The sequence below is a fragment of the Halobacillus alkaliphilus genome, from assembly GCF_900113125.1.
GTDB classification, from domain to species: domain Bacteria; phylum Bacillota; class Bacilli; order Bacillales; family Halobacillaceae; genus Halobacillus; species Halobacillus alkaliphilus.
Map to the genome: position 1 here is coordinate 16194 of NZ_FOOG01000034.1, position 26141 is coordinate 42334.

Here is a 26141-nt window from a genome sequence, read left to right on the forward strand (position 1 = left end):
ATGCCCGGGGTTCGACTTCTCCTTGTCCTGCATGCGCAGGGGCTCTTGACGAAGCGGCAGGATTCACTTGATGTTACGATCTGTTCGTTTGCTGATCCAGGGCTCTAACCTTAAGATTTCTCTACCAGTTACCTGTCAGCTACCGAGCGTCTTGGCACTTACTCGGATTGGACTTTCACCAATAAGCAATTAACGGCTTGCTAGGCACGCGGCATGTGCTGAGCCTCCTCAAGCTAAAGCTTTCCGGGGTCTCACCGATCATGTTTATCCCACAGGAGTCTCCCCGTTCCCCTCCGGACCTGGCCGAATCAGAAACTCGAAACGGGTTTATCCTTCTCCCACTTGAAGAAAAATAATCACACGGGCGTATTTTCTTTATTCAAGCTGAACGATGCGAGATAGTCTGTTATATAAGCATTTCAGGCAGGTTAAGGAGGAGAGGACACTCTCTTTCCGAAGGGTCCGTTCTTCCTAATAAAGTTGGGCTGGTGGGGAAATGGCGAGACTCCCATGGGAGAAGGGACTAGGTGAGATCCCGCAGGGAGTGAAACGACCGAGGAAGCTCACCGTTCCCCCATAGGAAAGCGAGTTATTTCCCCACCAGCCCTCTCCCCATATTGTAACGGACCTCAGTTATCTCGAAACTGAGTCTTCAACAATCCGGCCCTATTGCGTAATAAGCCTCTTATGAAAAATCAACAACATAAACTTTAAAGGAGCCTAAAAATAAGAGGGGTCGAAAAAAATCAAAAACCGCAACTCCTATCTCTCATACTTTTTAAAATTCTTTTCATCCCTTGCCGCTATAAGTCTGATCCGTAATCCCCCACACAAAGTGAGTTGACAAACCTTTATTCTACGTTAATGTAAGAGATGTTAATTGTTTAATAATTATTAAACGTTTTAAATTGATTAACTAGAACCGGTTCAGTTTCAATCTTTCCATTTAAAAAAACGATCTGTTTATCTTTCAAACAGATCGATAGCCAAACATATTCACAAAAGGAGTGATCTCGTGCAACCGCAACCATCTGTAAAGCCAGACAGGAAGCAGGATAAAAAAAAGCAGGATATGAATGTTCAAAAAGCAGGCTTATTTGGATTTTTAGGGTTACTTTTCATCGTCGCCATATACGTAGGATTTACAGGTAACGACGTCAATTGGGGAGCATTAGCATTTATGTTCCTTTCCTATGCTATTATCTTCTACATCGGGTCCATCACCGCCGGAAAGAAATCGGACAGCGCTAAAGATATGATGGTCGCCGGACGATCCATGCCTCTGTGGATCGCAATGTTCACAATGACTGCCACATGGGTTGGCGGCGGATATATTGCCGGGACAGCCGAGACGACGTTTGCCTCAGGTATTGTTTGGGCTCAGGCACCTTGGGGATACGGGCTCAGCCTTATTATTGGTGGTATTTTCTACGCCCGTAAAATGAGAAGGTACGAGTTCACGACCATGCTCGACCCATTGGAAGTACGTTTCGGAAAAAAAGTTGCAGGGGTTCTTTACCTGCCTGCACTTTTAGGTGAACTATTCTGGAGTGCTGCGATTCTCGTTGCTCTCGGAACAACGTTCGGCCTGATTCTCGGACTGGACTTCACAAGATCAATCATCATTTCTGCCATTATTGCCATCGCATACACGTTTGTCGGCGGTATGTGGTCAGTTGCTCTCACCGACGTAGCTCAAATCATCATGATTATCATCGGTCTATTCCTCGTTGTTCCATTTGCACTCTCTGAAGTCGGGGGGCTCGGTCAAGCATGGGGAGCTTACAAAGAAGGCATGGCCGGATTTACGAACCTCCTCCCTCCACTAGATGGCTGGAATCATCCGGACTGGGGAAATTATTACTGGAACTGGTGGGACTATGCATTGCTGCTCATCTTCGGGGGTATTCCTTGGCAGGTTTATTTCCAAAGGGTACTTTCCTCAAAAAATGAAAATACAGCGATGTGGCTCTCGATTGCAGCCGGTATCCTATGTATTGTTCTTGCCGTACCGGCCGTTATGGTCGGTGTCGCAGGTTTCTCTGCTGACTGGGCGAGCTACGGAATCGAAGGTCCTGGTGCCGCTTCTGAGATTCTCGCTTACGTCATCAACTATATGTCACCATATGTCATTTCTATTGTCGCGCTCGGTGCTGTAGCAGCAGCGGTTATGTCATCGATGGACTCTTCCATCCTTTCCGCTTCTTCCATGGCAGCATGGAACATTTACCGTCCGCTTGTGAAACCAAAAGCGACTGGAAAGGATATTACGCGTACCATTCGTGTTTCTATTATCATAATTGGACTATCAGCAACCATCGTCGCACTGAATATCGATAGCGTATACACACTCTGGTATCTTTGTGCCGACCTCGTCTACTGTATGTTATTCCCTCAGCTGACGACAGCATTATTTGATAAAAAAGCAAACACATACGGAGCGATCGCAGGACTTTCCGTTTCTTTCTTCCTTCGTTTCGGAGGAGGCGAACCAGCTCTCGGATTACCGGCATTTCTTCCGTATCCGATGATTGAAGACGGCGTCGTACTCTTCCCATTCCGTACGCTCGCGATGGTATGTGGACTGCTCACCATCATCGTTGTTTCCCGACTCACGCAGAAGACTTGCCCACCACAGCCTCTCACTAAGCTGAAAACGGAAATGAAAGAAGACTAAATTTTTAATCGAGCAGTTCCTTATAAAGAGGAGCTGCTCGATTTTTTTGTTTGAGCTGAGTTATTTCACTTAGTAACAGAGGTTTGAAGGTATTACATCATGCCACCCATACTCTGAGCAAAATAAATATTTGAAGATAAGAGTAATAAACCCCAACATCATTGGTTTTCCTTATTCCCGGTATTAGCTTATGGTCAAATAAAATATCAATATTAATGAACAAACCCCAGCCAAAAGTTTTTTTAAAAGACCTCATTTAACAGCTCAGAAGGTCATTTGCTTCCTCGTTATGACTTCCAATCGATAATGCGAGAATGTCTTTCTCTCCCACAAGTAATGGCCCCCTTCTAAATTCATGGTATATTGAAAGTGATTGGAGATGAAAAGATGGCAAATACAATGATTCATGTTGAAAAATTAGTAAAAAAATACGGAAATATGACAGCGGTCAATGGCGTTGAATTCAATGTGAGTGCAGGCGAAGTTTTTGGCCTTCTAGGACCTAATGGCGCGGGAAAAACAACCACGATCGAAATGCTTGTCGGGCTCCGTAAGCCGGATAGTGGAACGGCTACCCTGTCAGGTTTTGATATTCGCAACCAAATCGACAAAGTGAAAGAGGTTATTGGAATTCAGCTGCAATCCACTTCGCTGTTTGAATTGTTAACGGTTCAAGAAATTATGCAAATGTACGCAAGTTTCTATCCATCTCATGTCTCTATTTCAGAATTAATCGATGAAATGCTTTTAACTGAAAAGAAAAAGGATCGAATTAAAGGCTTATCGGGAGGACAAAAGCAGCGTCTTGCCATTGCCTTAGCTATTATTCATGACCCTGATATCATCTTTCTTGATGAACCAACGACAGGACTAGATCCTCAAGCGAGGAGAACGCTTTGGGATATTATTGAAAAGTTAAAGGACAGGGGAAAAACTATCGTTCTTTCCACCCATTACATGGATGAAGCTCACGTATTGTGTGATCGCATTGGTATTATGGATCAAGGAAATTTAATCGCCTTAGATACTCCATCACGATTAGTAAAAGAGCTGCAATCAGACAGTGCCATCGAGTTTACGCTTCCTGCCGAGGAAGACGATACATTTATTCACCAATTACAACGGGTCACTCAGGTCACTCGCAGGCAGGAATGGTATGTCGTTTACACCGATGATCTTCAAATGACACTGATTGATTTAATTCAGCATTCCCAAGAGAAAAATCTTAACCTCCAAGATTTACAGACAAGAACAGCCACACTCGAGGATGTCTTTATACATATGACCGGAAGGAGTTTAAGAGAATGAAGGCTTACTGGCAGTTAACCCTAGCGCAATTAAGGATTTTCGCACGAAATCCCCAGGTGCTTTTCTTCACGCTCCTCTTTCCTATTATCCTGATGCTGGCACTAGGCTCTTTTCTTGGAAACAGCGGAGGTACAAGCATTTATATGGCAGTCGTCGACCATGATGGATCCACCGCTTCCAAGCAGCTTCTCTCCACACTTAGTGAAAATGATGCCATTCAACTTGATAAAAGCAGTGATGTGAACGAAGCATTGGATGAACTAAAAAACAATGAATATCAAGTCGTTATGGAGATCCCGGAAGGTTATGGTGACCAATTACAATCCCATACGGATGAGAGCAAGGCATTTGATCTTCCCGTTTATTACAACGAAACCGATGCCTCGGCTTCCCAGCTAGGATTAACGGTCGTTGAATCGGCCGTTGATCAGGTCAGTAAAAACATTGAGAACTATTCTCCGGTCGTAGCCGTCCAGCCTGAAGGGGTGCGAGCACTGGATCTTGGCTACATTGATTTTCTAGTGCCCGGGATCGTTGCGATGATGATTATGAATAACAATATGAATGGCGTAGCCGGACAAATTTCTGCCTGGAGAGAGCGGGGAATACTGCGGCGCATGCAAGGAACCCGTCTTAAAGCTTCCACGTTTATAGCCGCACAAATAACAGCGCGGGTGATATTAAATGGCTTACAGGCATTACTTGTGCTGATGGTGGCCAGTCTCCTGTTTCAAGTTCAAGTGAATGGTTCCTGGCTTGCCTTGCTTACGTTCGTAGTACTAGGAACCCTTGCATTTATGGCTATTGGCTTTATCATAGCTGGTCTTGCGAAAAACCCGGAAAGTGCAGGCCCGATTGCAGCCTTTGCTTCCTTCCCGATGCTATTTTTAGGGGGAGTATTTTTCTCGATCAATACGATGCCGGAATATCTTCAGCCAATCGTCCATATCCTGCCGATTTCTCATTTAAGTACAGCTCTTCGTGAAACGATGAATGTAGGTACACCCTTTTTTGACCTATGGACCCACTGGCTTACCTTAGCAGCCTGGTTAGTTGGTGCTTTTATCATAGCGAGTCGAACGTTTAAATGGGAATAAGATAGAGCAACAGGTACTCCATCCCATCATCCTGCTCCTGGGATCGTAATTCTCATCCATTCTTACATGAACAGGCAAAACTAGATGAGGTCAATCCAAATATATGGATTGACCTCTTTTTAATGTATGGCTCTGGTAAAGTTTAGTGTTGATATTACTCACAAAAAAGAATCTCCAATTTTTTCGGATTTTCTTATTTAATAATTATCGATAATTTATAGCTCACATAATTACTTATGCCTGTCAAAAATTCATCTAATTCCTCGTTGGATGGAAATCTGCACTCGAGAAGGTAACAACTTTCTCCACTTACTTTGTAATTGTGTACGACGTAACGATTTTGTTTTTTTATATATGACAGATAAGGTTGGTGATTTGGATTCTTGGTATAGATATGAACTATTGCGTGAACAGGGTACCCCATTTTTGCTTGATTAATTTTAATCGTATAATCCTCAATAACTCCCCTCTCTTCCAATTTAATCACCCTTGCTGATGCAGCGGGTCCTGATAAGTGGACTTTCTCTCCTAAATCCTTCATTGTAATCCGACTGTTCTTAGAAAGTTCATCTAAGATAAGAAAATCCGTTCTATCTAACATATCTTTAACTCCTTTCAAAAATAAAGTCAAACGTCCAAAAGACTTTATTCCTTCTATATATCGATTTATGGGTCATATTATAGAATATACATTGAACCTAGTAATTTAGACAGAAAAGGAGAAATCAGATATGAATATCCACCAAATTCGAAATGCGACAATAGTGGTTGAATACTCTGGGAAAAAGTTTTTAATCGATCCAATGCTTGCTGAAAAAGGGACTTACCCACCTTTCCCGAATGCACTACGACAAGAGCAGAACAATCCTTTGGTAAGCTTACCCACATCTATCGAAAGTATTATTCAAGATATTGATGCGGTGATCGTCACTCACCTGCATCCCGATCACTGGGATGATGCTGCTAAAGAAGCATTGCCAAAAGAAATTAAAGTATTCTCTCAGAATGAAGAAGATGCGACAGAAATTCGAAACGATGGATTCGAAAATGTAGAGGTTTTACAAGAAGATACTGTGTTCGAAGGTATCCAATTGATAAAAACCAAAGGCGAACATGGAAGAGGCGAAATCCTAAAATTTGCCGGTCTTGTATGTGGCGTTGTCCTCAAACATTCCTTGGAGAAAACCTTATATGTTGCTGGAGATACGGTTTGGTACGAGGAAGTTCAAACTGTAATCGACACACATAAACCTGAAATTATTGTGGTAAATGCTGGAGATAATCAATTCTTTGAAGGAGGTTCTTTGGTCATGGGAAAAGATGATGTCTATGAAGTGTATAAGACTGCTCCTAACTCAACAATTATTGCTGTTCATATGGAAGCTGTTAATCACTGGACATTATCAAGAGAAGAATTAAAGAGCTTCGCTAATGAAAAAGGCATCTCCTCTAATCTTTTAGTTCCAAATGATGGAGACGCTTACTCATTTTAATACTGACAACAGACAGAAATAGACTTTTCTGTCTGTTTTTAATTTATATCCATAGTTACTCTACCTTTATTCAACTAAACTGCTCCGTTAATTCAACATTTTCATCTATATATTCAGAAATTGTAACCCACCATTAATCAAGATAGTTCACCATTCAGGTTGAGTGAATATGAACTTTCTGATTTCCAAGTACAATTTCTTTATCAAAACCCATCCCTATTTTAATTGCAACCATTTTTGAAGCCATATTATTCGGTTGAATTAAAGAAACCAGTCTATCTTCACCCAGATCAATAAGACCATAATTTTTTAAAGCTTTGGCTGCTTCTGTAGCGTAGCCCTTCCCCCAATGTTTTCGAGAAATCCAATACCCTATTTCAAGTACATCAACTCCGTTAACTGTTTGGGGTACCAGGCCTGCATGCCCTATTCGAGTATTATCTTCCTTATTTTCCAGTACCATTAAACCCCTGTCAGGTCCATCATCATATGTACTATAAATCCACTTTAAAAAGTCAGTGGTGCTTTTGGCGTCTTTTGTATTCCCATCACCTATATACCTCACCATTTCTGGATCTGACAATAATGAAAATAAGTAATCGAAATCGTCATCATTGTACTTCCGAAACTTTAACCTTTGGGTCTCAAAATTCACTTTTCCGTGTACACCTCCCCTTCCACAAAGACACAACCTCGTTAAATTAAACTGATTTTTTAGTGAAGAAGCGATTGTGAAAAATTGGATATCAAAGCATTTTCATTACATATTTAAACACCTAGCTATTCTTTTAATTCTATTTGTTCTTCCTGTTCATCGCATTTAATAGTTACTTCGACAGTTTGGTTACCATCAAAGGAGTTGACGCTACTCCCACCATGATGTGAAAAGGATTTTTTCCGTGGAGGATTTTCATCAAAGTAGATCTCTGATCTTCCACTAGAGGAAGCTGCTTCCATACCTAATGGTGCATTAACGTCTCTTCCTTTTTTACGTGACCTTGGAAATATTAAAAAGGGACAAAAGCTTCTGATTCTTGGAGCCTCCGGAGCTGTAGGCACTGCGGCGATACAGCTGGCCAAGTACTTCGAAGCTGAAGTCACTGGGGTATGCCAGCGCAGCTAACGTAGATTTAGTCAAAAGCCTTGGTGCTGAGCACGTTATCGACTATTCAAAAGAAGATTTTACTAAGACAGAAAATTACTATCACATCATTTTTGATGCAGTGGGCAAGAGTTCCTTTTCTCGTTGCACGAGAGCGTTAACCGATAAGGGAGTCTATCTAACCATGGTCCCCACACCTTCCAATTTATTTCCTATGGCGTGGACGAAACTCATCGGCCAGAAAAAAGCAAAATTTGCTGCCACGGGCTTGCGCGCAACCAGTAAGAAAGTGAAGGATCTCGTTTTTATGAATGAACTCATTGAACATGGAAAGTATGTTTCAGTTATTGACCGACATTACCCGTTGGAACAGATCAGGGAAGCACATAGCTATGTGGAGAAAGGACACAAAAAAGGCAATGTGGTCATCACTTTGTAGAAGGGTTTTTTGCTGACATAGTACTGACACGATGTAACGGTCCTTTTTGAATTTCATTTGAGAAAATATCTAAAAACGTACATTCCTTGATTTAAGTCAATGTAAGTCTTTCTCAAACAAAATACAATAGGTATGTAATCACATTTGAGGAGGTTCTTATATGAAAAAAACAACAAATCAAAACATACAGCAGAAAGCAGCCTTATTTTCTGGAATCGCATTACTTATCATGACATTTGCTGCATTTTTTGCTCAAGGGTATGTACACAGTTCATTAGTCATGGATGGAGATGCGGCAGCTACATTAAAAAACATCCAAGCTTCTCAATCCTTGTTTCGTCTTGAGATACTTGGATGGCTCATCATTGTCATTATGGATTTAATTGTAGCCTGGGGTTTTTATGTGTTTCTAAAGCCGTTCCATCCTGGTTATGCATTATTAGCCGGGTGGCTTCGTTTACTTTATACAGCCATTTTAGCCGTTGCGGTTTCACACCTCGTTTTAGCCAGTCGTATGGTTCAAGCTCCAGTGTCAGGCATGTCAACAGATCGTGTCGCCGAGCAGGCTATGGGTTCCATCACAGCTTTTGAAGCAATCTGGTCACTGGGATTAATTGTCTTTGGGCTTCATCTGATCGCAGTTGGACTGGTAGCCATGGGTACCAGAAAGATACCAAAAGTCATTAGTATGCTAGTCGTTTTAGCAGGCTTCAGCTACTCGATTATTCATTTCATGTACGGTTTTATCCCGCAAATGGAAAGTTTTACAGGAAAACTCGAGTTAATTCTTATGGCCCCCATGTTCATAGGTGAATTAGGTTTTGGTATATGGTTATTGCTGAAAGGTAGGAAATTGACTATAAACGAATACTAGTCGACAATCCTAAGGTGACTAGCTGAGCGTTTCTTAATACGGCTTAGAGATTCTGGCTTGATTCCCAGGTAGCTTGCTAGTTGGTACTGGGGAACCCTGTCAATCAAACCTGGTCTTTTTTCCATCAAAGCCTGATATCGTTCTTCCGGTGTTGAAGAGATGAAGGAGGAGAAATCATCCCTCATCGCACCCATATCTTCTTCAATCATTTTGCGGGTCATCATCTCTAATACCGGATTCATATCGTAATTTTCCTGCTCCGTAGATAAATCACCTACTACAAGCGTACAGTCTTCCAAACAGCTAAGAGAGTATGGAGAAGCTTTATCAGTCGTATGCAGATTAAAGATCGTAACACTCTGTTCTTCCGTAAAGAAATTGTAAGTATGCTCATTTCCATTTTCATCTACACCGTACTGGCGTACACACCCTTTTAAAACAAAATAGCATTCGTCGGGAATGTCGCCTTGATGCAAAAGGATCGTTCCTTTCTTAAAAGAAGCAACCGGAACATCTACAGTCAGTTTTTTTAACTCTGACTCACTAAGATCGGAGAAACGTTTCATATACTGGATAAGGACATCTTTCATAGGATTCACTCCTCTTATCAAGGATGATATTTTATCCTTCTAGTATAGCAGTATTTCACAGGTATAGGAATGGACGCTTGAGATCGAGGTAAGGTAATTTTATAAAAAGGAGAAGATCATTTTGAACCTATTTTTCTTTATCACCGTAATTGTTGGTTTAACTTTTATATTTTTATATTTTGTACTCCGTTTTGACTTAAAAAAGAAACAATTAGAGGTCGAAGAAAAGAGACTGGATTTGGAAAAGAGAACGTTTGAACTGAGCGAAGACGATCAAAAACAAGAAGAACGGCTTTAAAGAGAAAAACGTTTTATGTATAAGTAAGTTGAAGCCATTTTCATATCTCTTACTGCTCCTCCCTTCAGGAAACGAAACAATTTAAAAATGCCTTTATAAAATGCCCCCAGGAATCATACTGGGGGCATTTACTCGTAACCTAACAATCTTTTATAAGCGTTTTTTGAAAAAATCACGCCGTTTCCCTAATCAGCTGTAAGCTCACTCTCTGTCATCCATTTATGATTCGTAACTTCTTCTCCTCCATCTGTCGGGGTAAAGTTAACCATATAAACTGTCGTTTCTTCAGCGGACTCAATAACAGCTGATGCTCCTTCCATCCCTTTCATGTGGGAAGCATTTAGTGTCACTTCTGCTCCTGATTTGAAAGGTTCTTCATCAGCTTCTTCAATTTCTTCATGAATCACCCATTTATGATTTTCTACTTTCTCACCGCCATTTGTTGGATCGTACGAAACGACATACGCTACAGTATCATAAGCTCCTGCAATTGTAGCTTCTGCCCCTTCCATTCCACTCATATGATCCGCTTTGATTATGGCTTGGCTGTCTACTTCATAAGTAGGATTTTCAGCTTCTTTTAAACCTTCTGGAACTTCACTCGAGCCGGAATGATCCATGTCCTCATGACTGTCCGATTCCATCTCCTTATTTTCTTCAGAAGTCGTTTCTTCACTTTGGTTTTCGCTTTGATTAGACTCTCCATTTTGTCCTTCTTCATTACCTCCAGAGCAAGCTGCTAAAACCAGTAATAAAATGAAGAACAATGTGCTCAGAAAATATTTGGTATTTTTCATTTTCATTCCTCCTATTCTAAATTTAACCTTAACTGTGTTCTATTGTATTTTACATATCAATTCTGCATTTTCTTTGCAGAATTGAATTCCATTCCAAACTAGCGCCTGTCTCCGAATAAGCGCTGCGATAATTCAATTTCTCAAAGGGAAGCCATGAGAACGCCCCCCCTTCTTTTCTCCTGGAAAGTACATAGGCATTTCTTAATATTAACCCCCGATTTGTGGTATTCTTAAAGTACAATGGAAATATTTTGTCGAGGAACAGGAAGGACTTAAAAGGGGCTGACGAAGCATGGACAACTTCTACTCTTCTACGCTTGAGAATTTAGAAAAAACATTCATGCCGTACCTATCCGAATACCAGCGCTATATCGATTTTCACACCATGAGAGAAATGAAGCAGGTCAGCAAAGGGAAACTCCCTGTTTATTTCGATCTGGATATAAAAGAACTGGTAGAGATGGACAAAAGATATATTTTGGATGTGTTTTGGAACGGTGTCTTTTTCACTGTTATCATTCCAAAAAAATCCAACATGTTCAGAGGGACCATCGAGGTGTACGGGAAGCCGCCGACCATGCTGCTTGGGCGGTTTGAAGTGGAAGAAGAAAGAGCTATTTTCCCTACGTTTTTTAAAGAAGAATTCACAAGAAGAAAAGGACTCGGAGACACGCTGCGTGATTTCTCTCAAGTGCTGTTTACGTATCTGGACTCCTACGTGGAGAAAAGGGAACCATCCGGGGAGGACACAACTTCGGAACACCCCGGAGAAGCGGTCCTCGCAGGCTGGGACTTCCCGTTTCTCGAGAACCACCCTGACCTTCAAAAGGAATGGGCGTCTTTAAAGAACCGGACCGTAAAACAATTCAAACGAATGGAAGAACTCGAAATCGAAGAACAATACGCCCTCGAAACGATGATGGACAAAGACGTTCCTGGCTTCATCGAGTCGTTTCAGCGATTGTCGGATGAAAATAAAGAAAACCGGAAAGATGAACTGCTTGAGACGATGCATGATTTGCGTAAGTTCATCGAAACACTGGAGCAAAAAGAAGAAGAAAGTTACGCGCAGAATTTTGCCAGAAGCAAGGGGATTATTGCTTCCAAGTACAATAAGGAAGATGAGAGTTTCTTCTCCCGAAAGTAAACAAATGTTTTCTCGTAAACCTACGAATGGCATATAGGAGGTATGGACATGAGTGAAAATCCTATCCATAGAGACAAAGAAGCTGAAATGAACCATCAGGATCTGAGAGAAGCGATGACTCTTATTGAAAAAGAAGATATCGACCGCCTGAACGACGAGGCCGAAGCCTACGCGGAAAGGTTCAAATCCTCCAGGGACGACTCCCTTTCAGACGTAATGCGAGAGCTCGGGGACCTCGGAGAAAAGGAGCAGCGTGTCGCCGGGGAAACAATGGAAACGTTGAAGCGCCCGGTCAACGACCTCATGACCAAAGGGAATAACGACATTCCTGAATCATTGAGTGAACTCGAAGCGATCGTGTCAGACCTTGACCCGAAGCGCACTGAAGGAAGCGGCGTGCAGCGATTTTTCTATAAGCTAAGTAAAAAACAGCCGATCGACCGCTACATGAAGAAGTATGAAACTGTCGATTCGAAGATTGATACGGTTGTTCGCAGTCTGCTTTCGGGGAAAGATCGCCTCGAAGAAGACAGCGTCGAATTGCAGCTAATCAAAGAAAACGCTCAGAAGCGTATTTATGAGCTGGACAAGCAAATCTACCTCGGGAAGAAGCTGTTTGAGCTTTTGAAAGAAAAAGAAAAGACGGGCGAATACGATATGGCGCTGCTTACAGAAGGAAAAGAGAAGATTATTACGCGTACGAGAAACATGACCCAGATGAAAAGTGTATTGCATCAGAGCATTTCTTCAGTGGACATTATTAAGAAAAACAATGAGAAGCTGAAAGAATCGATTCGTAATGCGGTTACGCTGACGAAAAATATTATTACCGTCTCCGCTTCGATTCAGCTGGCTTTAAATAATCAGCGAAAAGTAATCGATACGGTAAATGGCGTGAATAAAGCGACCGAGAATATGCTGCTCTCGAACTCGAGAAATCTGAAAGAGAATGCAGAAGAAACAACACAGATGATGGAGAATCCAGCGATCAGTATGGAAGCTCTTCAAGAGTCTTTCGATAACGTATTCGAAGCACTGAAAACGACCGAGCAGTCATCCGAGCGGATTATCGCTTCAAGTGAACAGTTCATTGAAGAGATGGATGCGTTAAACGAAAACGTCCGAAAAAAATCATCTCAGACCGGGAGTCATACACAAAGAGCGCTTCGTGACTGAAGCGTTCTTTTTTTACATGAGCCCGAGATTCGAGCTTAAAAAAAGGACAGCTTTCCAGCTGCCCCGTGTTGTTTCTTGATATTTTTTCAGCTCTTGGTCGTTCCTCCAGATTTCTGCGCAAAATCAAACTTTATCTTATATTCTTCATCCAGCGTTAAAGCCGTACTAAACGGTTTCTTACCTTTGAATCCTTTTAACACCCGCGTCTTCTTCTTCTCACACAACGTTTTTATCATGTTCGCGGACAATGATTTTCCAGCCAGCCGTTTCGGAAAGCTCACTTTACAGCCGTTTTTATAATTGGAGCAGGCGTAAAACTTATACCGGTCGATAATTTCGCCGCCTGAGCAGGCCGGGCATTTGGCAACCGCCGTATTCCATTGTTTTTTCTCGCCGGTACTGCGTACGTTCACCTGCTGGATCGATTCAGGTGTTTCCTGAATCAGCTTTTCAATAAACTGGCTCGTCTGCTTGATAAACATCTGCTTCGAACCATCGCCATTTCCGATTTTCTTTAAATACGACTCCCATTTGGCTGTCATGGCAGGGCTCGATAACAGCGTCCCTTCAATCGCCTCACAGAGCATTATCCCTTTGTCGGTAATCGCTACGTTGTTTTTCTTCACTTCAATATAGTTCTGGGTTTTAATCGTTTCAATGATGCTCGAGCGCGTGGCTTCGGTTCCGAGGCCTTCCACTTCCTTTAAGATCTCCACGTCTTCTTCATCATCCACAAGCTTCCCGCACGTTTTCATCATGTTGATGAGCTGGCCTTCGGTATAAGGCTTGGGCGGCTGGGTCATGCTCTCTTTAATATGCAGGCGGGCACCTACATCTTCCCCTTGCTGCACCTCCGGCAAAATTGGATCTTTTTCCTGCCTGGCTTTGGACGGTTTCGGAAACAGTTCTTTCCAGCCCTGCTTCACTTCTCTCTTCCCTGTTGATTTAAAAGGCAGGTCGTTCACGTGGGTTACAATCGTCGTCTCTTCATATACGTAATCTCCATGGAACATCGCAAGCGTGGTCGCAAGCACTTCATGGTAAATGTTGTGCTCGTCCCGGCTCAGACCGCTCAATTTCTTCTCGGTAGGTACAGTTTTTGTCGGAATGATCGCATAGTGTTCCTGAACTTTGCTGTTGTTCACATAACGTTTATTCGGTTTTAACGAGGCCGGTGTAAACGATACGTTCATCGCCCCCTGATAAGCATCCAGCTTGTTCACTAAATAATTGAACTCACTATTTGTGATATAGTTACAGTCTGTTCGCGGATAGGAAACCAGCCCTTTTTCATAAAGCTTCTGCATCGTCTTTAACGTGTGGGACGGCGTGTATTTCCAGCGCCGGTTTGCGACACTTTGCAGGGTGGACAAAGAATGCAGCTTCGGTGACTTCTGGTACTTGGTCTTTTTGTCGACGCTTTGAATCGTCCCCTGAAGATCTTCATTTTCTTTCAGCCCATGCTGGTCCATCAGCGCCTGCACCTTGGCCTTGTCCTTTTCTTTAATCTTCGCTAATCCTTTGTACGAGCCTTTCTCTGCCTGAAACAATCCCTCAATTTGATAAAAAGGTTCCGATACGAAGTTTTCGATTTCCTTGTGACGCTGGTAAATCAAATAAACGGTCGGCGACTGCACACGTCCAATCGACAGGTGCTGGTTAAAGCCTTTTTTCTGAAGCAATAGCGTGAACAGGCGGCTCGCATTGATGCCTACCATCCAGTCACTGATCTGCCGGGCTTTTGCTTCATCAAACATCCGCAGGTCCTTATCGTTGCTCTGAAGGTTCTGGAAACCTTTCCGAACCTCATCTTTTTCAAGAGAGTTAATCCATAAGCGTTGAATTGGTTTTCCTTTAACTCCGGTTAAACGTAGGATGCTGTAAAAAATATTCGATCCTTCGCGATCCACGTCCGCCGCATTCACGATCACGTCCGCCTGCTGGAATAATTTTTTCACAGCCTGGAACTGCTCCCATTTTCCTTTGGATACTTTTTCATAGAAACGGTCTGGGACGATCGGCAGCTGATCGAGCTTCCACTTCTTCCATTCCGGCTTATAATCATGCGGTTCTTTAAGTTCCACCAGATGGCCGACGCCCCAGGTGATCGTCGCTCCGTTTGGGAATGTGGCATCGGGCTTTAATCGAATATACGTCTTGGATTTTTCCTGAGTGGTGAAGGCCGCGGCATAGGCTTTCGCCTGCGACGGCTTTTCAGCTAAAATGACCACGTTCGTCATGGTCTCCTCTCCTTTCTGTAAACCACGAGAGGCATAAGCGCTTCCTGGCTTTGTTTCGATCTATTATACACGGATACGCCCCTGTTCAGGAACGTATGTTCTAAATTGATTATACTACAAAAAGATTCAGCAGGGAAAATGTTTCCTTCATTCAAATAAAAAACTTCTTCTTACACTTGCACCTAACATTCAGATGAAGGAAGAAGAAGTTTTTTCTATTATAGTAATTCTTTCACGCGATTTGAAAAGTCAGTTCCGTCCATCAGCCTTTTGCCGCCTCCCTGAACGAAGTGCGGTTTTCCGCCTCCTTTTCCATCGATCAAAGGCATCGCCTGTTTAGCGATATCGTTCATATTCCGGTCAATTGCAGCCCCGTGTGCCAGAACGAATTGCAGCTGATCCTCCTGTTCACTGACAAGGATGAGATACGTATCGGAAGCTTCTTCCACCACAGCTTTTCCAAGCGACTGAAGTGACTTAATCGGGCGGTCCTTAAAGACGCGCTGAATCACCGGCTCTCCTTTAGTCTCTGAAATAATGTGGCGCGCTTCATAGTGAAGAAGCTGTTCCTCAAGCTCTGTAATCCGCTTATCTTTCTCCTTGCCTGCCTGAATCATCTCGCTCACTTCCTCGACAAGCCGCTCCTCCGGTCTTGGTACCAGCTGTTTCATGTCGGTCAAGATCCGGTGCTTCTGATCAAGCTTTTCCAGCACTCTGGATCCGCAGACGAATTCAAGGCGTACCTGCTTCTTACTTTTCGTCCACCCCAGAAATTTCACCGCCATTACTTCACCAGTAGACGCCGGATGCGTTCCGCCGCACCCATTGTAATCCACGTGTGGAATGATAACGAGGCGCACGTCCCCCTCGACAGCAAGCGGCTTCCGCAGCGGGTATTCATTCGCTTCCCCGGCCGTCATCCACCTGGCTTCCACAGGAATATTCCTGCGTATAATATCATTCACCTGCTCCTCAGCATTTTGCAAAAGTTCCTCCGAGAGATGATTCGTATCTAAATCAATCGTCACCGTATCGCTTCCTAAATGGAAACTCGTCGTCGGAATGCCGTATTGGTCATCAAAAACAGCGGATATGATATGCTGTCCGCTATGCTGCTGCATATGATCGATACGCCGCTTGGAATCGACGCTGCCATGCACTTTTTCCCCATTTTCCGGGAGCTCTTCTTTTATGTAATGCCGGACCTCACCATCCGCTTCTTCCACATTGATTACTTCAATTCCGTTCAATGTTCCTGTATCGTAAGGCTGCCCGCCGCCGGTCGGATAAAACGCTGTGGCTTCCAGTACCACATAAGGTCCGCGTTCGTCCTGATCTGTTTTGGTTACCGTAGAATCGAATTCCAGCTGATAAGGATCTTCGTAGTAAAGTTTTCTTGTCATCGTATGTTTCCCCCCGGGTTATTCGTAGTTGCACCGTAATGGCTCCTTATTCTCATGGAAGTACCATTACCATGTAGTGCTTCCTGTCATTAGTCATAGAGTTTACCATATTCTCCTCTTCCTTCACAGAAAACATTCTTTCAGAAAAACAGCAATCAAGCGCCTATAGAAAATGTATTGAGGCCCCAGGTAACATCGAATATCTATTCATAAAAGAAGGTGGTTTAGAGAGAGAACTACCATGCTAGTGCATTCTAGTTTCGTCTCTAAACCACCTTACATTTGGATATTTCATAGTGTCTCACTAATTGTCAGCGTTCTATTCTACATCTTACTTACTGTTGGAAGGCATCTCGAGTGCCAGATCCGCCTTTTCCAGGTCATGGTTAACCTGCTCGTTCAGATCATAAGCGTGATACATCTCATTCTCAATCATATAGGTTGCTACTTTATGATGCAGATCAATCGCATCATTTAATTGCTTTTTCAATACTTTATGAATCTCCGGGCTCGCCGTTTCTGTGATCGCTACAGAATAACTTCGAACCGCTGCTTTAGCGGTAACAAGTAAGTCAGTCGCAATGACTTCATCATTGATTAATTCTTTATTGTTGATTTTATCTAAAATTCCAGACATATGAATTCCTCCTTTTATTTAGCTTCCTGAAGTATGCCTTTCAATTCTTGAATCGCTTCCTGAGAAACTTTAGCGTCTTCCTCTAGCAGTTCTTTCAATTCCTTATCCGTCGCTAACCCTTGCATAAGCGATGATTTTGCAGCAGAAGCTGATTTAACGGTCAGCATTTCGTGTACTTCCAAAACTTCGTGTTGCGCATAATTCTTTTTCTTAGCCATGTAAATTCCTCCTCGTTAATTAAACATTCCACTCTTCTCAGGTTATCGTCTGTACGTATAGAAAGGAGCTTTCCTCCCTGATTTAGGATGTCTTCACCCAATACGCCGCGTCGTTATCTGATGGAGAAGGCGGGAATTGGTCTCCTTCATTCAGTTCAATGGATTTTTTGTTTTTACTAGCATTTCCGTTTACAAGACTATCTACTGTGTACGTACCGGTTTCCGGAGCTTTTTCTCCTGTTTTAAATTGTTTACTTTTTGCCATGGTAAAGCACCTCCGTTGAGTATTTTAATCCTCACAAAATAGTAGGTTCTCTTCAAATCAGAGTCTACGTTCAAGCCTTTCCATCTGACACTACGTATTTTCGTATACTTCTGACAAGTTTCTTCACCTTGAGGAAACTTCATCATCTTACGTATGTTATATTCTCTTTATTTAAATGAATTAAACCAATTATTCCCATGTAATATTTTTTTAATATAACAAAATTAAGACTGTTGGATTCTAACCATCTCAACTTACAGGTTTCTAAAAATCTACATAAATACATCAATAGAGACGTTTGTCACTTTTTTAAATATCCAATAAATGTTTATCAGTATAATATTTGGGATATTGAAATATATCAACTTAAAATAAAGAAGGAGGTTCATTTAAATGGGTTATGGTAAAGCTTTACTAATCAAAGGCGTTCTAACACTGGTGGGTCTTTATCTCGTTTTGGGAGTCGGGTACGGAGCTTCCTTTGGTGGAGTACTATTGGTTACGTTAGTCCTCGGTGCGCTTTCCTATCTTTCAGGAGATATGTTTATCCTTCCAAAGACAAATAATCTAACCGCTACGGCAGCAGACCTTGGTTTAACATTTCTGGTCGTATGGGCGGCCGGCAGCTGGTTCTTATCTCTTAATGGATCAGCCGTTCTTGCAGCCTTATTCTCAGCTATAGTCATGGCGATGGCGGAATATGGATTTCATGTATATTTAATTTCACGTGTTTTACCGAAAAATAATCACTTACGTACGTTTGTTCATTAAAAAGAAATATTCATTTTCTAATAAAAAAAGCTTCCTTAAAAAAAGGAAGCTTTTTTATGCCCAATGGGTAAAAATATTGTTTTCGAAGTAATGAACCTCTGGGCTTTATTTTTTATTGGTCACGGTTTAGATATAAACCACTTCCATTTGAACCCAAAACGCACCAATCAAGCGAGTCCACTTAACTCTTTACGTTATTGGCACTTCTGTCCAGGGGAAACTTTCTTTCTAATTCACTCCTGTCCTCTTCATCTTCCATATTTCTTAACATACCATCCACTAACTTGTCATATTTCTCCTTATGACCGGTCGTCTCCGCAATACTGAATAACGTATAATACAGTTTTTCCCTATCCAAGCTATGGATAAAGTGCATTTCTAATGACCTTGCCGTATACTCAGCAAATTCCCAGATAGCGTCCTGCTCATCCATTCGATCGACTTTGGCTATCGCATTAAGAACTTTTAATATTTCAACAGTAAGAATGATATTTCTCCTCGCATAGTGCCTAATCGAGGCTAAACCAATATAGAGATAATCTCTAAATACAAGATTTTGGATAATCAGCCGCAAATCTCCCTGGTCATCAGCCAGGTAAGGAGTAAACATTGCCAAGTCCGAAATCTCGATCAATAAATCGCCAATCTGATAGACCGTTCGTGTCGCCGTTTTAGGATCGTTATTCCCGATCGCACGAATCGCTATTTCGACTAACTTATTTAAACTATACTCAATATCCTGGACTTCATTTTGGTTTCTTCCCAATTGAATCAATGAACTATATTTGGATTCATCAATCGAGGATGGACCCTTTTTCCAATACCGGAACAAAGGAGTAGATTGGAACGCATAATTCCCCACTTTATATTCCAGCTTGATGACGATATTATCTTTTTCAGCCTCTTCAATGAGATTAATAAAATCAATGGTCTGAATGTACCCTGATTTCTCTACCTTAACGAAATGGCTCTCGTCATCAGATGAAGGGATTTGATCCTCAATAGATTCCGTATTGTCGACTCTATAGTTATCCATTTCTTCCACTAACAAATTCTTAGCGATAATAGCAGACTCTTCTTTCATATCATCGGTCATATTCGTTACTTGCAGCCAAGTTACAATATGATTAATAAAAATAACAAACGTTACAATGGATACGATTGTTAGCCCTGTTGCGAGAACAGGAATAAAGAAGAAACTGGTTTCTTTATTAATAAATAATAAACATAGAAGTACATAATGAAAGCTTCCAATAAAGATTCCTAATGTCCTTTGAGTCACCGTATTCATCATAAAGTTCTTTAATATTCGTGGCGAAAACTGTATAGAAAATGTGGTCAAAGCAGCTAGTACACCGTAAAAGGTGAAGGTCGTCAGTGAAAGTATACCTGCCGTTAATGTACTAAGGATCGTCTGGGTCAGCTGATATTGTATCGTTATGATGGATGGCAGATGCTCCCCTGCATTCCATTGCAAATCGGCAAGAACGGCTAAGAAAAACAGTAAGATAGCAGCCCCTGTATAAATAATCGGGGTGGCCCAAAGGTTCGCATATAAACTTAATTTTTTCTCCCTTGGTGTTTTTTTCTTATGTTTTTTTAACTGATTGATGATTTTCATGAACATGCTTTCATCACCTCCGATTTCCAAATGATTAGATCATATTAACTCGCCGTCTTTAAATTTTTTTAATCCTACTGTTCAAAATGGTACTCTTGTTGCCTTCAACCACACTTTTCCTGTAATACTTCACGTTCTTTTTATAAACTAAACTCTCCCAAATTTCAAATTATCCTACCCACTATAAGTGGAAAAATTCATTAAAAATAACCCCGCCGATAAATGTGTAAAATAATTACATAAATGTGATTATATATCACTTTTTTACTGTTTTACTGTTTCATTCACCTTATTCCGTGGAAGCCGGCGAATAGAAAGGTTACTACTTGAACTTACACTAGTAAAATCCCCTTACTTACTGGGTGACCTTCTAATCTTTTACTACCTGTAGAGTGAAAGAGGTGTTCCTATGCAACCCGTAAACCAGTATAATATGGATCTATTTAGATTCTACCAGGCACTTAAAAGTCAAATCACGGATGAGCTGATTAAGGATACCACTCAATTTGAGAACTTTGAGGAGTTTATCACTTTCCTGCCATTATCGAATGAGTCACTCCCGAAAGATGAACCAACCGAAGAACTGGATCAATTCATCTCAGACACTACAGACTATTCTTGTTGGTTAGATTTCTTAAATACATGTTGTTAACCTATAAACTTGAAGAATAGTTTTTTCTGCCATCCCCTCCCATTCTAAGACCTTCTAAAAATGCACCGTTTCTTAATTAGGGAACGGTGCATTTATTTCGTTTCCTATGAATTGGTTACAACTCCTTTTCCTATTGAGCTTTCCGCACAAATGCCAATCAAGCAAGCTTAAAGGAATTAGATATACAGCTTGATAGTTTGAAACGAATAACCAAAACTATTTTAATATAAAAATATTTTAACCACTTTACAATAATAATTAAACCCAATCTTCTTTGTTCAGGAAAAAAGGTGCTAAAGTTTTAATCGTGGTTAAATAGACATGACGTTTGTAGGAACTTTAAGTTTAACTCCTTTTTTAGGTTTAAAATTCCCAGTATAAGTAAAATTAGTTACTATAAGTCAACGAAATTATTTCGAAAGGTTGTGGAATAATGACAGCATTAAAAGAGTATATGAATACGAACACAGTCACATGTGACGCAACTGACAGTTTGTCCGAGCTTGCTAAACGCATGAGAGAAGAAGATATTGGTTTTGTACCTGTCGTTGAGCAAGGAAAGTATGCAGGAGTAGTAACAGACCGTGATATCGTAGTGAAAGGCTTAGCCAAAGGTTCCCCTGATGACGTAAAAGCTTCGGAAATAATGACGGAGAAAATCATTACCGGATCTTCTGATATGGATGTATCGGAAGCCGCTCGTCTCATGCAGGATCACCAAATTCGCCGCCTGCTCGTTGTAGATGATGAAAAAATCAGCGGTGTGGTCAGTATAGGCGATATTGGTGTAAAAGGATCCGATGAGATTGCTGACAACGTGGTAAGCGAAACAGCAAAAGGATCAGGCAACAATTAATTAGAAAACTAATCACACTTTAATTATATTAAAAAAGTATTTCAACTGAAAATCTAGTTTAACATCCGCATAAATGGTGGTAAGTATTTTTATAAATCATTCAAAGGAGGTCGATGAAAATGGCTAAGAACAATAATCAAAATCAAACCATGAGTACGGAAGAAGCAGGTCGTAAAGGCGGAGAGAAAACAAGCCGCAAATATGATCAAGAACACTTCGAGAATATTGGTCAAAAAGGTGGAGAGACCACCAGCCAGGAATACAGCAAGGAACATTTTGAGGAAATCGGCCAAAAAGGCGGCCGCAACTCAGGGAATGGTTCTAACAATTCTTCAAATAATAATTCAACCACTAATACGTCAAACCAGCAATTTAAAACAGGAGAAAAAGCTCCACAATCCGGTAACTATAAAGTAGACAAACTTGTAAGTGGAAACAATAAATCCAGTGACAATACTGAAATCAGCTTGAATGAAGGCGATCAATTTCCGCCTTCCCCATCAGAAAATGAAGCAGCTTACTGGGTAAAATCTTCTTAAGAGATACCTGTAGTTACTCTACCTTTAGTATTCCCATACTAAAGGTAGAGTGTTTTTTATGCCCCACTACTTATATAAACTGTTATTTTTTTAAAATCTATTAACGTATCATGTGAAAAAGCACCATAGTAGCCCCCCGCATATCTATAGAGTTTTATAGCCATTTTTGAATTATTCAATTATTTACTGAACCGCTTTACATAGGGGTTTCGGTGATTATACTACGTGTTACATATATTAATGTAGTTTCCAAAAATATCCAAGGAAAAGGTTGAGGTACCTATGAAAAAATGGTTCATTTTCCTACTCGTTCCCTTTTTGTCCGGCTGCAGCCTTCGTACGCTTAACCCGATAAGTGAGACAGGAGCTGATCAAGCTTTTCTGATCAATTTGAGTTTTGGCCTTATGATGTTTGTCGTAGCCGTCGTGTGTGTCCTTTTCATACTTTTTACGGTCAAATATCGAGAAACGGAAAAGAACAAGACGGACATCCCCAAGCACGAAGAAGGGAATCGTACGTTAGAAATTATCTGGACGACTTTACCGATTCTTCTACTGATCGGTTTAGCAATTCCAACCATTATCTATACATTCCAAGTATCGAATACAGATGCTAGTTCAGAGGAAGCACTTCATGTCAATGTAGTCGGTGAACAATGGAGATGGACGTTCCAATACGAGAATGGTAAAGAAACCCATGATAAGCTTGTGCTTCCCGTCGATCAGGAAGTGGTTTTTCATCTAAACTCCACAGACGTCATTCATTCCTTTTGGGTTCCAAGATTAGTTGGAAAAAGAGATGCTATTCCTGGAAAGGAAAATAAATTAAAGGTGACTCCTAATGAAGTGGGCACTTACCAGGGGAAATGTGCAGAGTATTGCGGTATTCTGCATGCGGACATGAGATTTGTTATGGAAGTAGTACCAGAGAAAGAGTTCGAGGAGTGGCTGGCTAAAGAACAATAAAATACATAGCAAAGAGGTGAAACGATGGAGTTCACATTCAACGGAAACCTTATTATTATACCTACCGATGTAATTGCTGGCTGGTTATCTGCCCTTATAGGACTACCTATCGTTCTATATTGGATTACTAAGAAACACTACTGGTCAACGATTTGGGATTATGCAACTAGCACGAATCATAGAAAAGTAGGTACCCTATATATCCTCTTTTCTGTACTCTTCTTTTTCAGAGCAGGCGTCGATGCTTTATTGATGAGGACTCAGCTTATCACACCTGAAAACCAATTCTGGGTTTTTCAGGGAGAGAAGTATAATGAGCTGTTTACCACGCATGGAACGATGATGATCTTTTTTGTAGCCACTCCTATTTTAATTGGGTTAATGAATGTGGCCGTCCCTCTGCAGATCGGGGCGAATGACTTAGCGTTCCCTTATTTAAATCTGGTTGGTTTCTATTTATTTTTAACGGGAGGAACGATATTTTTCCTCGCCTTCTTTTTCAATGCTGCACCAAACATGGGCTGGACCGCTTACGCTCCCCTATCCACCGATTCATTCACGGTTGGGCCAAACAACAATTTTTACATATTCGGACTCCAAGTATCCGGCCTTGGAACTATATTTGCAGCTATTAATATGATGACCACGATCATTCGCTTAAGAGCTCCAGGATTAAAGCTTACGAGAATGCCACTTTTTCCGTGGGCGACTTTGGTTACCTCTTTTTTAATCCTGATTGCTTTTCCAGTTCTAGCGATCGCTTTATTATTGCTGCAATTCGACAGGCTGTACGGAGCCACTTTCTTTCTTGGAGAATTAGGTCATCCCGTTTATTGGCAGCATCTGTTCTGGATCTTCGGACACCCCGAGGTCTATATCATTGCTTTACCGGCATTCGGAATTTTCTCTGATATTATTTCTAACTTCTCAAGGAAAAATGTTTTCGGGTACACCGCCATGGTTGCTTCAATCGCATTAATCGGTTTACTAGGGTTAATGGTCTGGGCTCACCATATGTTTACCGTAGGACTTGGGCCATTTTCTGATACATTCTTTGCCGTCGCTTCCATGCTTATTGCAGTTCCTACAGGCATTAAAGTATTTAACTGGCTATTTACAATGAGGCGCGGAGTCATTAGCATGAAGGCTCCTATGTTGTTCGCTTTAGGATTTATTCCTACGTTTGTCATGGGCGGAGTAACTGGCGTTATGCTTAGTTCAGCAGCCGCTGACATGCAGTTCCATGATTCCTACTTTGTGGTCGCCCATTTCCATTACGTGATCGTCGGTTCAACCATACTGGCTTCCTTTGCTGGTATTTACTACTGGTATCCAATCATGATCGGTAAGAAATTAGATGACAAACTTGGAAAATGGCATTTTTGGCTGTTTCTCATTGGATTCCATATGACCTTCTTCCTTCAGCACTTAGCCGGACTGAATGGCATGCCTAGACGAGTCTATGATTACACCTATGAGGATGGCATATGGACTTACAATTTCATTAGCAGTATTGGAGCTTATCTGATGGGATTCTCGATGTTGATTTTCTTATGGAATGTTTTCAAAACCCATCGAAATCATAAACAAGCGGAGAACGACCCGTGGGATGGGCGTACCCTGGAATGGAGCATTCCATCCCCGCCACCCGAGCATCCATTTGAAAAGATGCCAATCATTAATAAAAGAGATATGTTCTGGTGGTCCAAAATTAATCATGAACCTATTCCTACTACAGAGAATCACCGGGCATCCCCGATCTCCAAACCTACCGTCCAGCCTATGTTCCTGTCGGCCGGTTTATTTATTCTAAGTTTTGGTTTTATTTATGGGTGGGTGTGGATGCAGCTATTAGGTGGAGTCATGGCTTTAAGTACCTTTATCATAAGAGCCTTCTACGACGAGCGGAAGTCCGCGTATGAGAAGGAGGAGATGGAGAATGAGTAGTAAAACCATATCCCAGGATTTATTTGGTGATAAAAGGATAGGCTTTTTCATCTATCTTTTTGTTGAAGTCGTCATGTTCAGTACATTGTTTGCTACGTACATTATTTATACTCCGCCTCAGACCGGTCCGCACCCTGGTGAATTATTTGAATGGAAGACAACCATCCTTGCTTCCATCTTTCTGCTTTCAAGTAGCGGCACCCTGCTTCTATCGGAAAAAGGACTGAACAATAGAAACATGAAACTGGTCAGGGCAGGGATTGGGCTTACCTTTTTATTAGGCGCTGCTTTTATGTACTTTGAAATAGAAGAATTTCGTAAATTCATCATGGAGGGACACGTTATATCGACGAATAATTTCCTATCCTCCTATTATGTATTAGTCGGATTGCACGCTTCCCATGTAACGTTTGGATTGGGGTGGATGATTATATTATTTATCCAGGGAAGAGTTTTACCTTTCAACCTGTTTAAAGAAAAACATAAGATCTTCAATTACTACTGGCACTTCGTGGATGTAATCTGGGTAATTATCCTGCTGGTTGTTTACATTCCTTATCTTCTATAGTTCTTACTATAAAAAAGTCCATTATTTACGTATTAAACAAGCAGAAGCATTAGACGTCTAAAAATAAAATCGATATAAAACTTCCGCATAAAAGCACCATGATGGTCTTGGATGCGGAAGGTTATTTTTTAAAGACCCTGTTAAACCTTCAAGTTGATTTCCCAGTAAAGCTCCCATTACTTGAAGACTTGATTTCGAGACATTTGTGAGAATTAGGTCCTCCGGGGGACGATTTCGCTTTCCGCGGTAGAGTAGAGAACTGATTTCAAAAGGGATTTCTCCCCTTTTACTTTCAGCTCCCCCTCATCAAACCGTACGTGAGGTTCTCCCTCATACGGCTTTCCGATGTTCTTCTTTCTTTGGCATTACGGTTACCCTACTTGGCTAAGCACACCAGTTGATACTGGGTTTGTTTCTTTACTTCCTCCAAATGACCATGAAGATTTCGGCGCTGTCTTTT

At 41.4% G+C, this 26141-nt stretch carries 25 protein-coding genes and 1 pseudogene; 16 read left to right on the plus strand and 10 right to left on the minus strand.

Going from position 1 to position 26141, the window contains the following annotated elements:
* Positions 1–1072: 1072 nt before the first annotated feature.
* The 3 genes from BMZ06_RS15550 to BMZ06_RS15560 all read left to right on the plus strand — a co-directional run bounded on the left by BMZ06_RS15550 (position 1073) and on the right by BMZ06_RS15560 (position 5082).
* Positions 1073–2677 (plus strand): high affinity choline transporter 1, encoded by a 1605-nt coding sequence (locus BMZ06_RS15550; protein WP_089753366.1) that lies wholly within the window; start codon positions 1073–1075, stop codon positions 2675–2677.
* A 387-nt stretch (positions 2678–3064) separates the two neighbouring features.
* A complete protein-coding gene (locus tag BMZ06_RS15555; RefSeq protein WP_089753319.1) occupies positions 3065–3985 on the plus strand; it encodes an ABC transporter ATP-binding protein in 921 nt (306 codons plus the stop codon).
* Entirely contained in the window at positions 3982–5082 is a 1101-nt protein-coding gene (locus tag BMZ06_RS15560; RefSeq protein WP_089753322.1) for an ABC transporter permease, read from the plus strand. Before BMZ06_RS15555 ends, BMZ06_RS15560 begins: the two co-directional genes overlap by 4 nt.
* Before the next feature lie 193 nt (positions 5083–5275).
* Here BMZ06_RS15560 and BMZ06_RS15565 read toward each other — a convergent pair whose 3' ends face one another.
* Positions 5276–5683: an Lrp/AsnC family transcriptional regulator gene (locus tag BMZ06_RS15565; protein WP_089753324.1), complete on the minus strand. Its 408-nt coding sequence runs from the start codon at positions 5681–5683 to the stop codon at positions 5276–5278.
* 130 nt (positions 5684–5813) lie between these two features.
* Between BMZ06_RS15565 and BMZ06_RS15570 the strand changes: the two genes are divergently transcribed.
* Positions 5814–6575 carry an MBL fold metallo-hydrolase gene (locus BMZ06_RS15570; RefSeq protein ID WP_089753326.1) on the plus strand — a complete coding sequence of 254 codons (762 nt, stop codon included), beginning with the start codon at positions 5814–5816 and terminating at the stop codon, positions 6573–6575.
* A gap of 154 nt (positions 6576–6729) precedes the next feature.
* Here BMZ06_RS15570 and BMZ06_RS15575 read toward each other — a convergent pair whose 3' ends face one another.
* Complete coding sequence (locus BMZ06_RS15575; protein ID WP_089753327.1) at positions 6730–7230, minus strand: GNAT family N-acetyltransferase; 501 nt, start codon at positions 7228–7230, stop codon at positions 6730–6732.
* A 282-nt stretch (positions 7231–7512) separates the two neighbouring features.
* Between BMZ06_RS15575 and BMZ06_RS15580 the strand changes: the two are divergent.
* Together BMZ06_RS15580 and BMZ06_RS15585 are read left to right on the plus strand one after the other, a co-directional pair.
* Positions 7513–8116 (plus strand): annotated as a pseudogene (locus tag BMZ06_RS15580) (NAD(P)-dependent alcohol dehydrogenase); the annotation flags it as partial.
* Between the two features lie 160 nt (positions 8117–8276).
* The gene (locus tag BMZ06_RS15585; RefSeq protein ID WP_089753331.1) at positions 8277–8990 is read left to right on the plus strand and encodes a DUF4386 domain-containing protein; all 714 of its coding nucleotides are present in this window, start codon (positions 8277–8279) and stop codon (positions 8988–8990) included.
* On the opposite strand, the gene BMZ06_RS15590 is transcribed toward BMZ06_RS15585, so the two are convergent.
* Positions 8987–9580: a Crp/Fnr family transcriptional regulator gene (locus BMZ06_RS15590; RefSeq protein WP_089753333.1), complete on the minus strand. Its 594-nt coding sequence runs from the start codon at positions 9578–9580 to the stop codon at positions 8987–8989. The two genes, BMZ06_RS15585 and BMZ06_RS15590, sit on opposite strands and share 4 nt — an antisense overlap.
* A 121-nt stretch (positions 9581–9701) precedes the next feature.
* Between BMZ06_RS15590 and BMZ06_RS20800 the strand changes: the two genes are divergently transcribed.
* Positions 9702–9878 carry a hypothetical protein gene (locus BMZ06_RS20800; RefSeq protein ID WP_175477906.1) on the plus strand — a complete coding sequence of 59 codons (177 nt, stop codon included), beginning with the start codon at positions 9702–9704 and terminating at the stop codon, positions 9876–9878.
* Positions 9879–10063: 185 nt separating this feature from the next.
* On the opposite strand, the gene BMZ06_RS15595 is transcribed toward BMZ06_RS20800, so the two are convergent.
* Complete coding sequence (locus BMZ06_RS15595) at positions 10064–10675, minus strand: YdhK family protein (RefSeq protein ID WP_089753335.1); 612 nt, start codon at positions 10673–10675, stop codon at positions 10064–10066.
* A gap of 292 nt (positions 10676–10967) precedes the next feature.
* Between BMZ06_RS15595 and BMZ06_RS15600 the strand changes: the two genes are divergently transcribed.
* Entirely contained in the window at positions 10968–11822 is an 855-nt protein-coding gene (locus BMZ06_RS15600; RefSeq protein WP_089753337.1) for a hypothetical protein, read from the plus strand.
* A 48-nt stretch (positions 11823–11870) separates the two neighbouring features.
* The gene (locus tag BMZ06_RS15605; RefSeq protein ID WP_089753339.1) at positions 11871–12998 is read left to right on the plus strand and encodes a toxic anion resistance protein; all 1128 of its coding nucleotides are present in this window, start codon (positions 11871–11873) and stop codon (positions 12996–12998) included.
* 86 nt (positions 12999–13084) lie between these two features.
* Here BMZ06_RS15605 and BMZ06_RS15610 read toward each other — a convergent pair whose 3' ends face one another.
* From BMZ06_RS15610 to BMZ06_RS15630, 5 genes are all read right to left on the minus strand, one after another.
* Positions 13085–15238, minus strand: a complete 2154-nt coding sequence (locus BMZ06_RS15610) for a type IA DNA topoisomerase (protein ID WP_089753341.1) — start codon at positions 15236–15238, stop codon at positions 13085–13087.
* 218 nt (positions 15239–15456) lie between these two features.
* A complete protein-coding gene (locus BMZ06_RS15615; protein WP_089753343.1) occupies positions 15457–16641 on the minus strand; it encodes an alanyl-tRNA editing protein in 1185 nt (394 codons plus the stop codon).
* 331 nt (positions 16642–16972) lie between these two features.
* Positions 16973–17278 carry a spore coat protein gene (locus tag BMZ06_RS15620; RefSeq protein ID WP_089753345.1) on the minus strand — a complete coding sequence of 102 codons (306 nt, stop codon included), beginning with the start codon at positions 17276–17278 and terminating at the stop codon, positions 16973–16975.
* A 14-nt stretch (positions 17279–17292) separates the two neighbouring features.
* Entirely contained in the window at positions 17293–17496 is a 204-nt protein-coding gene (locus BMZ06_RS15625; RefSeq protein WP_089753347.1) for a hypothetical protein, read from the minus strand.
* Positions 17497–17578: 82 nt separating this feature from the next.
* Positions 17579–17761, minus strand: a complete 183-nt coding sequence (locus BMZ06_RS15630) for a YjzC family protein (protein ID WP_089753349.1) — start codon at positions 17759–17761, stop codon at positions 17579–17581.
* A 393-nt stretch (positions 17762–18154) separates the two neighbouring features.
* Here BMZ06_RS15630 and BMZ06_RS15635 point away from each other — a divergent pair, with 393 nt between their 5' ends.
* Positions 18155–18532 carry a DUF2512 family protein gene (locus tag BMZ06_RS15635; protein WP_089753350.1) on the plus strand — a complete coding sequence of 126 codons (378 nt, stop codon included), beginning with the start codon at positions 18155–18157 and terminating at the stop codon, positions 18530–18532.
* A gap of 181 nt (positions 18533–18713) precedes the next feature.
* On the opposite strand, the gene BMZ06_RS15640 is transcribed toward BMZ06_RS15635, so the two are convergent.
* Positions 18714–20159: a DUF2254 domain-containing protein gene (locus BMZ06_RS15640; RefSeq protein ID WP_089753352.1), complete on the minus strand. Its 1446-nt coding sequence runs from the start codon at positions 20157–20159 to the stop codon at positions 18714–18716.
* Positions 20160–20562: 403 nt separating this feature from the next.
* Here BMZ06_RS15640 and BMZ06_RS15645 point away from each other — a divergent pair, with 403 nt between their 5' ends.
* The 6 genes from BMZ06_RS15645 (at position 20563) to BMZ06_RS15670 (ending at position 25681) form a co-directional block, all read left to right on the plus strand.
* Positions 20563–20805, plus strand: coding sequence for a hypothetical protein (locus BMZ06_RS15645; RefSeq protein ID WP_089753354.1), 243 nt, complete (start codon positions 20563–20565; stop codon positions 20803–20805).
* A 433-nt stretch (positions 20806–21238) separates the two neighbouring features.
* Complete coding sequence (locus BMZ06_RS15650) at positions 21239–21661, plus strand: CBS domain-containing protein (protein ID WP_089753356.1); 423 nt, start codon at positions 21239–21241, stop codon at positions 21659–21661.
* 119 nt (positions 21662–21780) lie between these two features.
* Positions 21781–22200: a YjzC family protein gene (locus BMZ06_RS21170; protein ID WP_281244485.1), complete on the plus strand. Its 420-nt coding sequence runs from the start codon at positions 21781–21783 to the stop codon at positions 22198–22200.
* A gap of 282 nt (positions 22201–22482) precedes the next feature.
* Entirely contained in the window at positions 22483–23166 is a 684-nt protein-coding gene (gene coxB / locus BMZ06_RS15660; RefSeq protein ID WP_089753358.1) for a cytochrome c oxidase subunit II, read from the plus strand.
* A gap of 24 nt (positions 23167–23190) precedes the next feature.
* Entirely contained in the window at positions 23191–25113 is a 1923-nt protein-coding gene (locus BMZ06_RS15665) for a cytochrome c oxidase subunit I (RefSeq protein WP_089753360.1), read from the plus strand.
* Entirely contained in the window at positions 25106–25681 is a 576-nt protein-coding gene (locus BMZ06_RS15670) for a cytochrome c oxidase subunit 3 (protein ID WP_089753362.1), read from the plus strand. Before BMZ06_RS15665 ends, BMZ06_RS15670 begins: the two co-directional genes overlap by 8 nt.
* Positions 25682–26141 lie beyond the last annotated feature (460 nt).

Excerpts from the sequence above, each read along its gene's own strand:
- BMZ06_RS15600 (WP_089753337.1), top strand. The coding sequence starts at position 10,968 with ATGGACAACTTCTACTCTTCTACGCTTGAGAATTTAGAAAAAACATTC.
- BMZ06_RS15625 (WP_089753347.1), bottom strand. The coding sequence starts at position 17,496 with ATGGCTAAGAAAAAGAATTATGCGCAACACGAAGTTTTGGAAGTACAC.
- BMZ06_RS15650 (WP_089753356.1), top strand. The coding sequence starts at position 21,239 with ATGACAGCATTAAAAGAGTATATGAATACGAACACAGTCACATGTGAC.
- BMZ06_RS15595 (WP_089753335.1), bottom strand. The coding sequence starts at position 10,675 with ATGAAAAATACCAAATATTTTCTGAGCACATTGTTCTTCATTTTATTA.
- BMZ06_RS15615 (WP_089753343.1), bottom strand. The coding sequence starts at position 16,641 with ATGACAAGAAAACTTTACTACGAAGATCCTTATCAGCTGGAATTCGAT.
- BMZ06_RS15585 (WP_089753331.1), top strand. The coding sequence starts at position 8,277 with ATGAAAAAAACAACAAATCAAAACATACAGCAGAAAGCAGCCTTATTT.
- BMZ06_RS15645 (WP_089753354.1), top strand. The coding sequence starts at position 20,563 with ATGCAACCCGTAAACCAGTATAATATGGATCTATTTAGATTCTACCAG.
- BMZ06_RS15590 (WP_089753333.1), bottom strand. The coding sequence starts at position 9,580 with ATGAAAGATGTCCTTATCCAGTATATGAAACGTTTCTCCGATCTTAGT.
- BMZ06_RS15665 (WP_089753360.1), top strand. The coding sequence starts at position 23,191 with ATGGAGTTCACATTCAACGGAAACCTTATTATTATACCTACCGATGTA.
- BMZ06_RS15670 (WP_089753362.1), top strand. The coding sequence starts at position 25,106 with ATGAGTAGTAAAACCATATCCCAGGATTTATTTGGTGATAAAAGGATA.
- BMZ06_RS15610 (WP_089753341.1), bottom strand. The coding sequence starts at position 15,238 with ATGACGAACGTGGTCATTTTAGCTGAAAAGCCGTCGCAGGCGAAAGCC.
- BMZ06_RS15605 (WP_089753339.1), top strand. The coding sequence starts at position 11,871 with ATGAGTGAAAATCCTATCCATAGAGACAAAGAAGCTGAAATGAACCAT.
- BMZ06_RS15620 (WP_089753345.1), bottom strand. The coding sequence starts at position 17,278 with ATGTCTGGAATTTTAGATAAAATCAACAATAAAGAATTAATCAATGAT.
- coxB (WP_089753358.1), top strand. The coding sequence starts at position 22,483 with ATGAAAAAATGGTTCATTTTCCTACTCGTTCCCTTTTTGTCCGGCTGC.
- BMZ06_RS15630 (WP_089753349.1), bottom strand. The coding sequence starts at position 17,761 with ATGGCAAAAAGTAAACAATTTAAAACAGGAGAAAAAGCTCCGGAAACC.
- BMZ06_RS15635 (WP_089753350.1), top strand. The coding sequence starts at position 18,155 with ATGGGTTATGGTAAAGCTTTACTAATCAAAGGCGTTCTAACACTGGTG.
- BMZ06_RS15560 (WP_089753322.1), top strand. The coding sequence starts at position 3,982 with ATGAAGGCTTACTGGCAGTTAACCCTAGCGCAATTAAGGATTTTCGCA.
- BMZ06_RS15555 (WP_089753319.1), top strand. The coding sequence starts at position 3,065 with ATGGCAAATACAATGATTCATGTTGAAAAATTAGTAAAAAAATACGGA.
- BMZ06_RS15550 (WP_089753366.1), top strand. The coding sequence starts at position 1,073 with ATGAATGTTCAAAAAGCAGGCTTATTTGGATTTTTAGGGTTACTTTTC.
- BMZ06_RS15570 (WP_089753326.1), top strand. The coding sequence starts at position 5,814 with ATGAATATCCACCAAATTCGAAATGCGACAATAGTGGTTGAATACTCT.
- BMZ06_RS21170 (WP_281244485.1), top strand. The coding sequence starts at position 21,781 with ATGGCTAAGAACAATAATCAAAATCAAACCATGAGTACGGAAGAAGCA.
- BMZ06_RS15565 (WP_089753324.1), bottom strand. The coding sequence starts at position 5,683 with ATGTTAGATAGAACGGATTTTCTTATCTTAGATGAACTTTCTAAGAAC.
- BMZ06_RS15640 (WP_089753352.1), bottom strand. The coding sequence starts at position 20,159 with ATGTTCATGAAAATCATCAATCAGTTAAAAAAACATAAGAAAAAAACA.